Source organism: Chitinophaga sp. HK235 (assembly GCF_018255755.1).
Lineage (GTDB): Bacteria > Bacteroidota > Bacteroidia > Chitinophagales > Chitinophagaceae > Chitinophaga.
In genome coordinates, this window is the sequence record NZ_CP073766.1 from 7,336,593 (window position 1) to 7,352,046 (window position 15,454).

Annotated in this window: 12 protein-coding genes; 7 read left to right on the forward strand and 5 right to left on the reverse strand. The window is 48.2% G+C overall.

All coding sequences use genetic code 11. The features are described 5' to 3' along the window. The first annotated feature begins 76 nt into the window (after nt 1-76). A complete protein-coding gene (locus KD145_RS28210) occupies nt 77-1,327 on the forward strand; it encodes an NAD(P)/FAD-dependent oxidoreductase (protein ID WP_212003144.1) in 1,251 nt (416 codons plus the stop codon). A 146-nt stretch (nt 1,328-1,473) separates the two neighbouring features. On the opposite strand, the gene KD145_RS28215 is transcribed toward KD145_RS28210, so the two are convergent. Beyond that, on the reverse strand, nt 1,474-2,103 hold the full coding sequence (locus KD145_RS28215; protein WP_212003145.1) for a deoxynucleoside kinase: 630 nt from the start codon (nt 2,101-2,103) through the stop codon (nt 1,474-1,476). A 58-nt stretch (nt 2,104-2,161) separates the two neighbouring features. After that, on the reverse strand, nt 2,162-2,662 hold the full coding sequence (gene folK, locus KD145_RS28220; RefSeq protein WP_212003146.1) for a 2-amino-4-hydroxy-6-hydroxymethyldihydropteridine diphosphokinase: 501 nt from the start codon (nt 2,660-2,662) through the stop codon (nt 2,162-2,164). Between the two features lie 86 nt (nt 2,663-2,748). Between folK and sppA the strand changes: the two genes are divergently transcribed. The 6 genes from sppA to KD145_RS28250 all read left to right on the forward strand — a co-directional run bounded on the left by sppA (nt 2,749) and on the right by KD145_RS28250 (nt 9,339). Beyond that, nucleotides 2,749-4,500, forward strand: a complete 1,752-nt coding sequence (gene sppA, locus KD145_RS28225; protein WP_212003147.1) for a signal peptide peptidase SppA — start codon at nt 2,749-2,751, stop codon at nt 4,498-4,500. 356 nt (nt 4,501-4,856) lie between these two features. Continuing rightward, nucleotides 4,857-5,963 carry an ABC transporter permease gene (locus KD145_RS28230; RefSeq protein ID WP_212003148.1) on the forward strand — a complete coding sequence of 369 codons (1,107 nt, stop codon included), beginning with the start codon at nt 4,857-4,859 and terminating at the stop codon, nt 5,961-5,963. Between the two features lie 43 nt (nt 5,964-6,006). Then, on the forward strand, nt 6,007-6,540 hold the full coding sequence (locus KD145_RS28235; RefSeq protein WP_212003149.1) for an SRPBCC family protein: 534 nt from the start codon (nt 6,007-6,009) through the stop codon (nt 6,538-6,540). A gap of 9 nt (nt 6,541-6,549) precedes the next feature. Further along, on the forward strand, nt 6,550-7,080 hold the full coding sequence (locus tag KD145_RS28240; RefSeq protein WP_212003150.1) for an SRPBCC family protein: 531 nt from the start codon (nt 6,550-6,552) through the stop codon (nt 7,078-7,080). Between the two features lie 111 nt (nt 7,081-7,191). After that, nucleotides 7,192-7,686, forward strand: coding sequence for a DUF2911 domain-containing protein (locus KD145_RS28245; RefSeq protein ID WP_212003151.1), 495 nt, complete (start codon nt 7,192-7,194; stop codon nt 7,684-7,686). 105 nt (nt 7,687-7,791) lie between these two features. Next, a complete protein-coding gene (locus KD145_RS28250; protein ID WP_212001377.1) occupies nt 7,792-9,339 on the forward strand; it encodes an IS1182 family transposase in 1,548 nt (515 codons plus the stop codon). A gap of 126 nt (nt 9,340-9,465) precedes the next feature. On the opposite strand, the gene bioA is transcribed toward KD145_RS28250, so the two are convergent. The 3 genes from bioA to KD145_RS28265 form a co-directional block, all read right to left on the reverse strand. Further along, entirely contained in the window at nt 9,466-10,752 is a 1,287-nt protein-coding gene (gene bioA, locus KD145_RS28255; RefSeq protein ID WP_212003152.1) for an adenosylmethionine--8-amino-7-oxononanoate transaminase, read from the reverse strand. Nucleotides 10,753-10,770: 18 nt separating this feature from the next. Then, entirely contained in the window at nt 10,771-13,296 is a 2,526-nt protein-coding gene (locus KD145_RS28260; RefSeq protein ID WP_212003153.1) for an ATP-binding protein, read from the reverse strand. A gap of 184 nt (nt 13,297-13,480) precedes the next feature. After that, the gene (locus tag KD145_RS28265) at nt 13,481-15,430 is read right to left on the reverse strand and encodes an LTA synthase family protein (protein WP_212003154.1); all 1,950 of its coding nucleotides are present in this window, start codon (nt 15,428-15,430) and stop codon (nt 13,481-13,483) included. Nucleotides 15,431-15,454 lie beyond the last annotated feature (24 nt).

The window sequence follows — 15,454 nt, forward strand, 5'->3', positions numbered from 1 at the left end:
CGGAAAGAATAAAGGCTAAGATTACGGGAGGTTTGTTATTATTGCGTGTTTAAGCATTGGTTTTAACAGGAATTTAATGAGTTCAATCCGGAAAAGATTAGTGGTGGCCGGCGGTGGCGCGGCCGGTTTTTTTTGTGCGGTGAATGCAGCGCGGTTATGTCCGGGGCTTGAAGTGCTGGTGCTGGAAAAAACAGGCAAGCTGTTATCCAAGGTGAAAGTGAGTGGTGGCGGTCGCTGTAATGTGACCCATAATGCGCCGGATATCACGTATATGACTAAACGTTATCCGAGAGGAGCCCACTTTGTCAGAAAGACCTACTCCCGTTTTTTTGTGACCGATACGATAGCCTGGTTTGAAGAGCGGGGCGTGAAACTGAAGGCAGAAGCGGACGGGCGGATGTTCCCGCTTACCGACGATTCACAAACCATCATCGACTGCCTGTTGCGGGAAGTCGATAAATACCATGTAAAAGTAGAGACCAACAAGGAAGTAACAGGTCTGGAGAAAGGCCCTGATGGCCGCTGGCTCCTGCAATTACAGAATGGCCAGGAGCTGCAGGCTGACTATATCTGCATAGCAGCGGGCGGTTATGCTCAGGCCGGTAAATTTGGCTGGCTGGAGAAAACCGGCCACAGTATTGTGCCGCCGGCACCTTCCCTGTTTACATTTAATATGCCCGGTCATCCTATCACCTCACTGATGGGTGTAGCCACTACGGCGCACGTAAAAATTGCCGGCACCAAATTACAGGAGCAGGGCCCGGTGCTGATCACCCACTGGGGGATGAGCGGCCCGGCAGTACTGCGTTTATCAGCCTGGGGTGCCCGCGATCTGCAGGCACTGCAATATACCTTCACGGCTATTGTCAACTGGCTGCCTGACTACAACGAAAACAGCCTGCGGGAAGAATGGCCTTCCCTGCGCCAGGAGCTGGGTAAACAGAAAATACATCACAAAAATCCGTTTGGCCTGCCTCAGCGGCTGTGGCAGTTTTTACTGGGCCAGGCAGGTATCGGGGAAGAACTGCGCTGGGCCGATGTTCCGGCCAAAGACCAGAACCGGCTCATGAAACTGCTGGTGTGCATGGAGTTTCCGGTGAAAGGAAAAACTACTTTTAAAGAAGAATTTGTTACCTGCGGAGGTATTACCCTCAGCGAAATAGAACCAGCTACGATGGAAAGCCGCTTAGTACCCAACCTGTTTTTTGCGGGAGAAGTAATGGACGTAGATGGCATCACCGGCGGATTTAACTTCCAGCACGCCTGGACGAGCGGGTTTATTGCAGCTTCGGCAATCGCTAACGGTGATGCATGTGATTCTCTCTGATGGACCTGATGAACGAAGATCATCTTAATGGATAAAAACGAAGGGCCTGGATATGACTTCCAGGCCCTTCGCTTTTATCAAATTCGTTATTATCAAAACTTAATCTTCTATCATCAGGTCCATCAGAAAAATCATACACATCACAGTTACAGTTTCAGGTAGTGTACTCCCGGCTCATACTCTTTCTCCAGCGCAGCCAGCAGGTTCTGAAAATCGTTGGGCTGGCGGAGGAAATCCACTTTGGTGGTATCGATCACGAGTGTGCGTACAGGATGTTGTTTGATATACTGCATGTAGGTATCGTGAACGTTGAGTAGGTATTCGTCAGGGATTTGCTGCTCATAGGAGCGGTTCCGGTGGCGGATATTTTCCTGGAGTTTGGCCACAGGAGCGTTCAGGAAAATGAGCAGTTCCGGTTGCACCAGCTGTGGATTGATGATGTCGAAGAGTTTTTGGTAGAGGGAATACTCTTCTTCGGGCAGGGTTATTTTTGCGAACAGCAGGCTTTTGATAAACAGGTAATCGGAGATTATGACTTCGCTGAACAGGTCCTGGGTTTGCAGCATGTCTTTCAGCTGTTTATATCTTTCAGCCATAAAAAAAAGTTCCAGTGGAAACGCGTACTGCTGCGGGCGTTCGTAGAAGAGCGGCAGGAAGGGATTGTCTGCAAATTCTTCCAGGATCAGTTTAGCGGAAAAGTGTTGAGACAACATATTGGCCAGTGTGGTTTTGCCGGCCCCGATATTCCCTTCTATGGTAATAAATTTATAGTGCATGCATTGGATTTTATGGCACAAGGCATTGGTGGCGGGTAAGGCCACTATGAATGGCTGCCTAGTGTTTTTGCGTATCAGTATTCAGTTTCAGCGCGCTCAGATCATCAGGGCATTCCTGTTGCAATTGCCTTACAGTTTTATGCAGTACCGGATGGAGGTAGTCGGGCACAATTTCGTTGAGGGGTACCAGCACAAACTGTCGCAGGTGCATCCGGGGATGCGGAAGTTTCAGTTCGGGCAGTGACACGATTTCGCTGTTAAAGAAGATCAGGTCTATATCGATTACCCGGGCACCCCATTTTTCCTGGCGGATGCGGCCTATGCGGCGTTCTATCCCCAGTAGTGTATGCAGTAACGTTAGTGCGTCGAGCGTAGTATGTATCTCCAGTCCCTGGTTCAGGTAGTCAGGCTGGTCTACAGAGCCCCACGGGGCTGTCTGGTATAAGGCAGAGGTTTTTATCACCTCTCCGGCTTCTGCGGCGATGTACTGTATCGCTTTTTGCAGGTTGGCGATCCGGTCGCCCAGATTGCCACCTATAAGTAATATTGCTGTATTCATGTATATTCTGAGGCCCAAAAGTAGCCATATTCCTTATTTTTGAAAAAATGTATCTTTCCACTTCCCTTTCATTTTAACTAAAACGTATGCGTTTCTTCAAAACTTTTCTAGCTGTGTTACTGGCCCTGGTGGTCTTCTTCGGCATCTGCTTTATCGTGCTGCTGGGGATCATCGGGAAGGCGATTTCTTCCGAGACGGTGACGATAGCCCCCAATGGAATCCTGGTGCTGCAGACCAGCCAGGCTTTTTCCGAACAGAAAATTGTTAATCCCCTGGCTGCCTTTTTGAAAGATGAATCATCGGAGGTGCCCGGATTATTTCAGGCGGTAAGGCTGATAGAGAATGCTGCCACCGATGATAATATCAAGGGAATATACCTCAAGGTGGATGGCAGCGGCAACGGTTTTGCCGGTAATGAAGAGCTGCGCAACGCCCTGCTGCGCTTCCGGAAGTCCGGCAAGTTTGTGTATGCCTATGGTGAAGTGATGCCTCAACAAGCCTACTACCTGGCTACCGCAGCCGACAAAGTGTACCTCAACCCCAAAGGTGGTGTCGATTTCTCCGGCTTTTCTACCCAGCTGACGTTCTTTAAGGGTACCCTGGAAAAACTGGAAATACAGCCTGAAATCTTCTACTGTGGCAAATTTAAAAGCGCTACGGAGCCGTTACGCGAAACGCAGATGACAGACGCCAACCGTATTCAGACCAACCAGTTCCTCGGAGAACTGTATAGCAACTACCTCTCCGGTATTGCTAAAGCCCGTCACCTGGATACCGCCACCCTGCATGGTTATGCCAATCAGAACCTGATACAGGAGGCGACAGATGCGCTGAAATACAAACTGGTAGATGGCCTGAAATATGACGATGAAGTTATTGCCGAGCTGAAAAACAAAACCGGCCTTAGCAGTGATGATAAAGTGAACTTTGTAAGCCTGTTGAAATACAACAGCGCCGTAAGCCTGAGCAATGGCACCGGCGAAAGCAAAATTGCCCTGATCTATGCTCAGGGTGATATTATCGGCGGTGAGTCCGACAAACGTAATGTTATCGCCAGCGAAAACTATATCCAGGATATCCGCAGAGCCCGGGAAGATAAAAACGTGAAGGCGATTGTCTTCCGTGTGAACTCCGGTGGAGGCAGTGCCCTGGCTTCCGAAGTGATCTGGCGGGAGCTGTCGCTGGCTAAAAAGGTGAAACCGGTAGTCGTGTCTATGGGCGACTATGCAGCCTCCGGCGGTTATTATATCTCCTGTATGGCCGACAGCATCTTTGCGCAACCTAATACTCTTACAGGTTCTATCGGTGTATTTGGTATCATGTTTAACCTGCAGAACTTCTTCAAAAATAAGACAGGTGTGACCTTCGATGGTGTTAAAACAGCCCCTTATGCAGACCTGGGCTCTATTTCCCGTCCGCTTACAGAAGTGGAAAAACGTTTTGTACAGACAGGTGTCGACAGCATCTATTCTTCCTTTAAATCCCGTGTGGTAGCAGGCAGAAAGCTGGACCCTGCTGTAGTGGACAGCATTGCACAAGGCCGCGTATGGAGTGGTACCGATGCCCTCAAACTGGGACTGGTAGACCGTATCGGTGGTATCAACGACGCCCTCGATTGCGCTGCGCGACTGGCTAAAGTATCCAGCTACAGAATGGTGGAATACCCTGAAATAAAGGATAAGTTCTCCCGCCTCCTGAAAAATGTAAGCGAAGAAGTGCAGGTGAGAATGGTGAAAAAGGAACTGGGCGTTAACTACGACCTGTATGAGCAGATTAAAACCATCCAGGAAATGCCTCGTGAAGTGCAGGCCAGACTGCCTTTTTCGTATAGATTCTAATCTTTTTAATGGTCCCAGGACTGAAGTCCTGGGCTAAATTCGATGCTGGCATTTTTGGGTGGCCAGAGAGATGAATTACATCGCTGGCCGCCTGATCGGCTAAATTCGGGTTAAAGTTTCGTCAGCCCTGTCTATCTATTTTAGCCCCGGACTTTAGTCCGGGGTTATTATTAAAATCTACTTAAAATCGGGTAGGTCATCTCCGCTCCATCATCTCCCCAAAAGCTTCAATAACAACCCCCAAAGGCATAAAGCAGGCAGTAATCTCCTTCATAATCCTGTTGATTGCGTAAAAAACGCGGCCGGCGTTCATTTTTTTGAGTAGTTTTACGGGATTTTTAACAAACGAGACTCAGATGAATGGAGTGAAGTACAGCCAATGGAGGGCCATGCTGGCCATAACAAAAGGAAGTTTTAGAGGTATATTCAGAAGCCCTTCAGCGGTGGTTTTCAGCCTGGGATTCCCGCTTGTGTTCATCCTGGTATTCGGATTTATCGGTAACAGCAGTGTATCTGTGAAAGTGGGTGTAGACAGGCATACCGATATCAACAGCCGGTTTTATCAGGGTTTGTCGCAGGTGAAGACCGTTAAACTGGTGGCCGATCAACCGGCAGCCGAAATGGAAGATGACCTGAAAAAAGGCCGTATCGTGGCCATCCTCAATATTATTCCCCAGCCGGGGCCCGATAGTATTCTCCACTATCAGGTAAATATTAAAACATCTACAGCTTCCGATGTTAACAAAAAAGCCATCTTGCAGTCGGTGCTGAAAGAGGTGGCTGCCCGTTTGGACGCCCACATTTATCCCCGTCCTTCTGTAGCCACTTTTGTGAGTGAGGAGGTACCGGGTCGTGTATTTAAAACAATCGACTTTATATTGCCGGGTCAGCTGGGTTTTGCGCTGATGAGCGCGGCCGTGTTTGGCACCGCCTTCCTTTTTTACAGCTTACGTCAGACGCTGGTACTGAAGCGCTTTTTCGCCACTCCGATCAAACGTACCTATATCGTGCTGGCAGAGGCACTGAGCCGTATGATCTTCCAGCTGATCAGTTCTGTGATCATCATCGGACTGGGACATTTTGCCTTTGGATTTACGCTGGTGCATGGATGGGTCACTTTCGCGGAAATGCTGGTACTGTCTGTTTTCGGGCTGCTGGTATTTATGGGCTTTGGTTTTGTGGTGAGCAGCCTGGCAAAAAATGAGAGCACTATTCCGCCGTTGGCCAATATTTTTACGCTGCCGCAGTTCCTGCTGGCAGGTACCTTTTTCCCGATAGATTCTTTCCCGGCCTGGTTGCAGCCTATATGCAAGCTGATGCCGCTGACCTATCTCATTGATGCGTTGCGGAAAGTGGCTTTTGAGGGGCTGCATCTGTGGCATGTGGGCTGGGATATAGCCATTTTAACCCTTTGGGGAGTGGTGGTGTACGCTGTGGCGGTGAAGGTATTCCGTTGGGAGTAGCTGGTTTTTTTTGATTAGCTTTGGCTTACCTAAAAACAGCTACATGCAAGCCTTTTTTGTTATTCTGGGGGCGTTGATCGTCCTGGTATTGGGGCTTTTCATTTTTAGTTTATTCCTTCCCCCTGTGGTGAAAGTGGAGCGTTCGCTCGTCATTCCTGCTACGGCAGACAGGATTTTCCCGTTGATCAATGTAGTACGTAACTGGGAGCTGTGGTCGCCCTGGAAAGAGCAGGACCCCGACATATCTATCACCTATGGGGAAAAAGACAGTGGTGCCGGTGCCAGCTACAGCTGGAAAAGCCGTAACCGTAATATTGGCACCGGGCATATGACCATTACAGAATCCCGGCCGGACCAATATATCGCTACTGATACTGATTTTATGAATATGGGCATCGCGAAAGGGGCGTTCCGGCTTGATCCGGTGGGTGAAGGCACCCTGCTCACCTGGAGCATGACCTGTAACATGGGGCAGCATCCGTTACGGAAGGTAATGGGCCTGATGATGGACAAATGGGTGGGCAATGATTTTGAGAAAGGGCTGGAAGGATTAAAACGATTGGTAGTTCGTAATTAACCTGTATTTATGCGTTTATTTAAATTGTTAGGTATCAGCATTGTTGTATTGGGCATTTTTGTGTTCCTGTTATCGCTGATGTTTCCCTCTACCGCCGTGGTAGAACGTACCGGTGTTATTCAGGCGCCGATAGATTCTGTATATGTGCAGGTGAATAACCTCAAAGCCTGGGAAAAATGGAATCCCTGGAGCCGTCCGGATACCACGGCACAGCTGGTATTTTCCAGCCAGACTTCCGGTGCCGGTGCTTCCTATTCCTGGCAGGGCCAGCTCAACAGTGGTAAGGTCCTGATTCTGGACAGTGAACCCGATAAAGGGGTGCATTACATGATGGATATTCAGAACATGCGGCCAGTAAAAGGTGGAATTGAACTGAAAAAGACTGCCGATGGAAAAGCCACTGCCATATTCTGGCATATGGAAATAAAACTGGGACTGCTGCCCTGGTGGAAACTGAGAGGATTCCTGGCAGACCGCATCTATGGCCCTGCTATGAGTGAGGGACTGAACAGACTGAATGAGCTTTGCACTCACCAGTGATCAGTTATATATAGTTATTTTGCCATTGATCCAATAAAATAAGGCAGAGCGGATTTTAAGTTTTAAATTGTTGTCTTTACCTCATTCCTCAATAAAAAACTACAGCTTAAAATGAAACACCTTTTAATGGCAGCCTTCTTCTGCGCCGCTACCACGCTCGGTTTTGCCCAGGAGAAAGCAAGAAAAAGCCCTCATGTAAACGTAGAAAATAAAGACATTAAAGTTGTGTATGGCCAGCCTTCCAAAAAAGGCCGGGTTGTATTCGGCACCCTGGAGCCATGGGGTAAAGTATGGCGTACCGGCGCTGATGAAGCTACTGAAATCACTTTCAAAAAAGATGTGGTATTTGGTGGTAAATCTGTAAAAGCAGGTACCTATACCCTGTTTTCCATTCCTGACCAAAAGAAATGGACGGTGATCCTCAACAGTAAGCTGGGTCAGTGGGGCGCTTACGACTACGAAAAAAACAAAGGCCAGGATGTAGCATCTGTACAGGTGCCACGCGAAGCCTTAAAAGCACCTGTGGAGAAACTTACCTTTACACTGCCAGGTAACGCTGTAGTGTTTGAATGGGATGATACCAAGGTGTCTGTACCGGTGAAATAAGTTTTCCGGAGATAAAGTAAAAAGCAAAGGGGGTGTCTCAAAAGACACTCCCTTCTTTTTTTTGGGGGGGGGAATCTGCGGGGTAGCTTTTTCCGTTTTTATAGTATGCCCAAAGGAAAAACACTATCAGTAGTCTTTAAAGCCAATCAGCAGCACCAGGCTATGCTTTTCCCTCCCGAGATTGGGGATCTGATAGCCGAGAATCACCCAGTTCGTGTGGTGGATGACGTAATAGAAAAGATCGATATAACTTTATTGCTGAAGCGTTATAAAGCAGGAGGAACCAGCAGTTACCATCCCAGGATGTTATTGAAAGTCCTTATTTACGCTTATATAAATAACATTTACAGTAGCCGTAAAATAGAGGAGGCACTAGGCCAGAACATCCACTTTATGTGGCTTAGTGGTATGAGTAAACCCGATCATAATACGATCAACAGGTTCCGTGGTGAACGCTTGCAAAAGGTATTACAACCTATATTCACCCAGGTGGTATTGTTGTTATGCGAAGAAGGCTTACTGAACATAAAAGAACTGTACACTGACGGGACAAAGATAGAATCGCAGGCAAATCGCTACAGTTTTGTATGGAGCAATGGCATTAAGTACAGTAAAGAAAAAATAAAACAGCAGCTTAATGACTTGTGGAAATATGCACAATCAGTGGCAGCTTCAGAATTGGGTGATGATACGGACCCATCCGGATATGACAAAATCGACAGTGAAAAAGTCAGTAAAACAATAGCGGCCATCAATGACGCCCTCAAAGAAAAACCCATAGACAAGCGGATCAGACAAAAGCTGGGATATGCTCACCGTAACTGGCCTTCAGCGTTGGATAAGTATGAGCAACAGGAACAAATAATAGGCTCTAACCGCAATAGCTATAGCAAAACAGATCCCGCCGCTACCTTTATGCGTATGAAGGAAGATCATATGAAGAATGGTCAGCTTAAACCAGCTTATAATCTCCAGATAAGTACTAATAATCAATACATCGTCAATTACAGCCTTCATCAGCAGTCCACGGATACATCAACTTTAATCAGTCATCTCCTGCAGTATATACGGTTATATAAACGAGTGCCCGCCAATATTACAGCGGATGCAGGGTATGGCAGCGAACAGAACTATCAATGGCTGGAAAACAGGAGAATTACGGCTTATGTTAAGCATGCTTCCTTCGATCGCAACCAGCACTGGTCAACTAAAACCAGGGAAATGTTCAAGGCCCAAAACCTACCCTACAATGCTGAAAAGGACCACTATATCTGCCCTGCCGGCCAGCGAATGCGTAGAAAAAGTACGTTCCCAAAAACAACTAAAAACGGTTACGGGCAAACAATAACTACTTATCAAGCCAGAACATGCGAAGGATGTACATTACGGCAGATGTGTCATGATCAACAAACAAATCGCATCATAGAAGTAAATCATAATCTAAATCGTCTTAAGGCGCTGGCTGACAAACGATTAAAAGGAAGAAAAGGAATACAGAAGCGTAAACAACGTTGCCATGACGTGGAATCTGTCTTCGCAAATATTAAGCATAATCATGGCTTTAAAAGATTTATGCTAAAAGGGATGGATAAAGTGTCAATCGAAATGGGATTAATGGCTATGGCACACAATCTTAGAAAGAAAACAGCATAAAATCAGGTTAACCCTTCACTTCTAAAAATGGAAACTGGAGAATCATTATAACAACCGGAATTTATAAAAAAGAAGCCGTCTCTTGTTTTGAGACGGCCCCTTTGCTTTTTTATTTTCAGGAAGATGTTAATGCAATTGTGATACCAGTTCACGGATACTGGCATATACCTGGTCCAGCTGCTCATTGGTAATACAGTACGGAGGCAGGATATAGAGGGTATTACCCAGCGGCCGGAGCATGATCCGTTTGGAACGGAAGAAGCGATGCAGGTGGTCGGCCAGTTGGTTGGTATAACCATCTGCTCCATCAGTCACCAGTTCGAAAGCAAGGATAGTGCCCAGCAGGCGCGGGTTTTTGACGGGTGCCATGGATGTAAGCTCGCGGAGAAAATGCTGATGTTTTTCGTGTATGCGTTGACGTTGCTGAGCGCAGGTGGGATCTGTAAAGAGATCCAGGCTGGCCAGGGCTACTGTGCATGCCAGCGGGTTGGCGGTGAAAGAGTGGCCATGGAACAGTGTTTTAAGCTTGTCTGCCGACAGGAAGGCTTCGTATATGTTGCTGGTGCAGGTGGTAATACCCAGCGCCATACTGCCGCCGGTGAGCCCTTTGGAGAGACATACTATATCGGGTGCTGTTTGCACATATTCCATCGCAAAGTTTTTACCTGTTCTGCCGAAGCCGGTCATCACTTCGTCGGCGATGAGCAGGATGTGGTTGTCTTTGCAGAAGCTCAGCAGCTGGTCAAAAGCGGGGATATCATACATGATCATGCCGCCTGAGCCCTGTAACAACGGCTCAAAAATAAAGGCAGCGATCTGATCGGGCTGTTGCGCTTTGATATCAGCTATCAGCTGATCAATATTATCGGGAGTGGGTACGTCGAGGAAGTGCACTTCAAACAGGAAATCATCGAAGACGCGGGTAAACACGCTGCGTCCGCTGACGCTCATGGCGCCAAAGGTATCGCCGTGATAGGCATTTTTAAAAGCGATGATCTTATGTCTGCGCTGGCCTTTGTTGTCCCAGTATTGTAAAGCCATTTTCAGCGCCACTTCTACCGCGGTGGAGCCATTATCGGAATAGAACACCCGGCGCTGGTTGGCAGGAAGTATCTGCAGCAGCCTTTCTGCGAGGTTTACAGCGGGAGGATGGGTATATCCGGCAAAAATACAGTGTTGCAGTTCCAGTGCCTGAGCGGCCAGCTGTTGTGCGATATGCGGATGTGCATGTCCGTGGATATTGACCCACCAGCTCGATGTAGCGTCGATGTATGCATGATTGTCTTCGTCATATAAACAGGCGCCTTCGCCACGTACGATACCGATAGGAGCAGGAGCGGTCTGCATCTGGGTATATGGATGCCAGATCACTTCTAGGTCTCTGGCAGACAGGTTTCCTTTTGTTGTTGACATGGGGCAAATGTAGGGAATTCATTTTTTATAGCTGTGCAGCAAGCGGTAGAGCTCTTCCGCCTTGTAAGGCTTGGGCAGGATATCCCGTATGCTCAGCTCCTGCAGCCGTTCAACGGCATCCGGCATAATATCGGCGGTGAGCACTATGATAAAAGCGTGGGGTTGCATTTGTTTGATATAGGGAATGGTTTCATAACCGTTCATCTCGGGCATATGAAGGTCCAGCATCACACCATCGAAGGTTTGTTCCTGCATGCGGAGGACAGCTTCTTTACCGTTGACGGCCAGTGTTACTGCAGCGCCGGTACGGTTTAGCTGCAGCTGCATAACCTTGCGGTTAATCTTATTGTCTTCCACTACCAGCATACGCATGCCCGTGAGCAGATTTTCCGGTATGATGACCGGAGCTGCTTCGGGAACAGCAGTACCAGCGGGAGTATTAAACGAAACAGAGAACCGGAAGGTCGTGCCCTGATGGAGCGTGCTGTCTACTGTAATACGGCTGTTCATCAGCTCCACCAGTTTGCGGGTGATAGACAATCCCAGTCCGGTGCCGCCATATTCGCGGGTGGTGGCGGAGTCGCCTTGTACAAAGGTTTCGAAGATCCGTTCCTGAATCTCGGGTGGTATACCGATACCAGTATCGGTGACGGTGAAACAGATGGACGCTGCGTCTGCACTGGTTTTTTCGAGCTGCAGCGTCAGACATACACAACCTTCATTGGTAAATTTGATGGCGTTGTTAAGGAGATTATTCAGGATCTGTCCGAGCCGTACGGAATCGCCGAGGACGTGAGCAGGTATGTTGTCGTCTACCTTTGTATTCAGCTGTAATCCTTTGGCGGTGGCCAGTGGCTGATAGTTGCCGGCAATGCCCTGAATGATGTCGCGGAGGTCCAGTTCAATATATTCGAGTGTGACTTTTCCGGCTTCTATCTTGCTGAGGTCCAGGATATCGTTGACCAGACCGAGGAGATGGTTGGCTGAAAACCGCAGGTTATGCAACAGTTCGGAATGGTCTGTGCAAGGTTCATCTTTCATGATGCCGGAAATACCGATGATGGCGTTGAGCGGTGTGCGTATTTCATGGCTCATGACGGAAAGAAATTCACTTCTGCTCCTGGCGGCATTTTCAGCGGTTTTTCTGGCTTGTTCGAGTTCCAGTTCTGCCTTTTTTTGTTTGTCGATGTCCATGATGATGCCGCGGAACTGGGTGAGGCGGTCATTGGTGTATACGGGTATGCCGGTGGTGCGCACCCATTTGACGGTGCCTTTGGCGGAGATGTGCCGCAGGTCTATGCAATATTGCTGATGATAACGAAGCAGCTGTTCTTTGGCTGTTTCTACCAGGTGTTTATCTTCCGGATGATAAAATTCCAGATCATGGTATACCGGCATAAAATTCTCCGGTAATTCCCTGATAGTGTATACCTGTTTGGTCCAGAATACCTGCCCAGTGACGAGGTTGAACTCCCATCCGCCGATGAGTCCCATTTGTTGAGTGATGTCCAGTATCTGAATGTTCCGGGCGTAATCAGCATTGAGCTGACGTAGTTCCAGTTCGCTGTGTTTGCGCCGGGTGATGTTCTGAATGAGCAGCAGGATGCGCCGGGGTGTGTTGTCGGTAGCCGGTATCAAACGCATTTTTACCGCATACCAGTAGGGCATGTCCTGCCGTATGTCGGCGTATTCATAATTTTGGGGATCGCCTGTCTGCAGCAGGGTGTCGGCCAGTTTGCCGAAGGCGTAGGCATGTTCGCCCAATGTATCTGCCATTGCCTTGCCTACGATTTCATCTTCCGGTATAAACAGCAGGTGCTGCTGGTTGCACCATACACGGGTAAAGACTTTGTTTTCATCTACTTCAAACACAATATCATCGAGCGACGCGGTGAGCGCATGCAGTTCCGATGAGAGTTGTTTGTTGGTGATCTCGAGTCTTTCGCGGCAGCTCTGTGTGCGGTAGTTATGTAACAGGGCGCCGTAGGTAAGTGCTATTGGTTGAAGTAGTGGAATAAGGGGGAGATCATAACCAGCGGGTTTATTAACCAGCGCTATGAGGCCGATGGTTTCTCCCTGCAGGATAATCGGAATGCCCAGGAAGGACTGGAATATAGCGGTGGTGTATGGTTCGTCGGTGGCCGGGTGGTTGCTGAACACCGGTTGCCCGGTGAGGATGACTGTTCCGAAGAGGGTGCTGAGGTTGGTGAAATGCTGGCCGCGTTCGGGACGTGCTCCGAAGTATTGTTGTACGTCGCTGTGCGATGGCATGTTGCTGATAGCTTGTACCACCAGATGAGGAAGGTTGTTATAGTCTTTTTCTATTTCTCCGATAAAGCCGCTCTGGCTTTCGGTGAGCGCTATCAGCTGTAACAGTAGTTCCTGGCAAACCTGCGAAGGTTTGTTGTCTATAAAGCTGGTATGCAGCCGCGAGACGATGTCCAGGGCATTCTGTTGCCGGCAAAGGGTTGTTTGCAGTGCATCGAAGCCATCTTCCAGTTTGAGGTTCCCGGAGTTGTTGCCAGGAAAGGGATTAGCCAGCATTTTGCAATCAGGTTTAATTTGTTTGGACCATCTTTATCAGGCATACTGGTCTGACAAGCCGGGTCATGCGGTCTGGTAGTGTGAAAAAACTGATTAAAGCAGGCTAGTGTTATGGAACAAGAGGAAGGGGCTGCCAAGGCAACCCCTTCAATAAATTTACAAAAATTAGTCAGAAAACATGTAATTATTTCCGCATACCACTGTTTTTAAACAGGGAATAGGCGGTTTGGTAGGTGGAAACACTGCGTTTGAGCAGGGCGCTGTCCATAGGGGCAGGCTGTTCTTCATTTTTATCCTGACTCCAGGAAAAGCACTGGGCTTTTTGCTGTGGGCTGAGGATGATCATTTTACCTGATTCCAGGTAAGCCAGTTTCTGGTAAGTGCTGAGCATAGCGCGGGGCTGATAAGTGCTGTCAAGCACATTTTTACCATAGAAATTGGAATGATAAGACCAGTGCAGCATTTTCAGCAGGGTAGGATAGAGGTCTATCTGGGAGCACATAACGGGTATTTCCTGTGGTGCGGTATTCGGCACATTGTATAGGATACAGGGTATGTGGTATTTGCTGATTTCTATTTCATTTTTACCTGCACTGCTGGCGCAGTGGTCGGCCACAAAAATGATCACGGTGTTTTTATACCAGGGCTTGTTGCGGATAGCCTGCAGGAACTGGCCGATGGCGTAGTCGGTATATTTCACGGCACCTTCGCGGCTGGTACCGGAAGGGATATCGATTTTACCACCTGGATAGGTATACGGACGGTGATTGGAGGTGGTCATGATGAAATCATAGAAAGGTTTGCCGGCTGCATATTTTTCGTCAGCACTTTTGATGGCGGCTTTGTAGATATCTTCATCACATACACCCCAGGCGTTTTCAAACTGTACAGCGCTGTCGGGTATGTTGGTTCGTTTGGACGCTATTTTGTCGTCTACCAGCCGGTGGCGCAGCCTGTCGGTGATATCATAACCGTTGTTGCCGAAGAATTTATTCATGTTATCGAAGTACCCATCTCCGCCGTAGAAGAAGGTGGCTTCGTATCCGTTTTTGCGGAAGATACTGGCAGCAGAGAAAAGGTTTTCGTTGTTTTTACGGCGAACGATGCTTTGTCCTGGTGTAGGCGGAACCGCGAGGGATAAGGCTTCCATGCCTCGCACCGTGCGGGTGCCGGTAGCGTACATATTGGTAAACAATATCCCCTCTTTAGCGATGCTGTCCAGTACAGGCGTAATATTTTCCTTGTTACCGAAACGGGCCATAAAATCGGCGCTGAAGCTTTCGATGGTGACCATGATCACGTTGGGCTTCACCGGTGGTATGGTGTCAGTAATGTTACGATAGATACTCTGCCCGTTTTCCAGGTACTGCGCATCGGGAGAAAGCAGTTGGTCGCGGACCTGTGAGAAGGCAGTACTTTCATCTTCCAGCAGATAATATTTATCGTAGGCCAGTTCATTGTTCAGATAGGCAGATATAAAGGAATAGACGCCTGCTTTGGACAGTTCCTGAGCATAACGGTTTTTGCTTTTATCTGCCCAGTTGTTGTTGACCAGGAAGATGTGGGCGATAGTGAGCCCTAGCAGAGAGAGGAAGATGAGCGCTCTTTTTCCGAAGCCGGTATTTGACCGGAAGCTGTTGCGGAAAATACCGCGACGGCTGCAAAGCCAGGTAAGCAGTGCTGTTGCTCCCAGTACGCCACCAATCAGTAACGGCAGCGGATACGACTGGTTAATATTACTGATCACTTCATAGGTGTAGATCAGATAGTCTACCGCGATGAAGTCGAAGCGACCGGCATATTCTCCCCAGAAAGTAAATTCAGCAAAAAAGGAAAAGATGGTGATCATCAGTGCCAGGAAAAAACCGGTATAGGTAAAGACCCGGTTAAACACCGTGTTGTTGAGCCTTTGCGGCAACAGCAACAGATAGAAGGCATAAGCGATGGTGAAAAAAAGTGCTACACCGGCATCATAGATAAAACCTTTGACATATACAGAAAGTATGGCGGTAAAAGAAAGGCCTGCCTGTGGGTAGGCCCAGATTAACAAGGTGGTACGTACTAAGAACGAAAGTACCAGGAACAGGGCGGCAAAACCGAATAGAACGGCGTACCGATTTTTGGCAGATTTCATGCTGTTTTAAATGTATGAATGTGG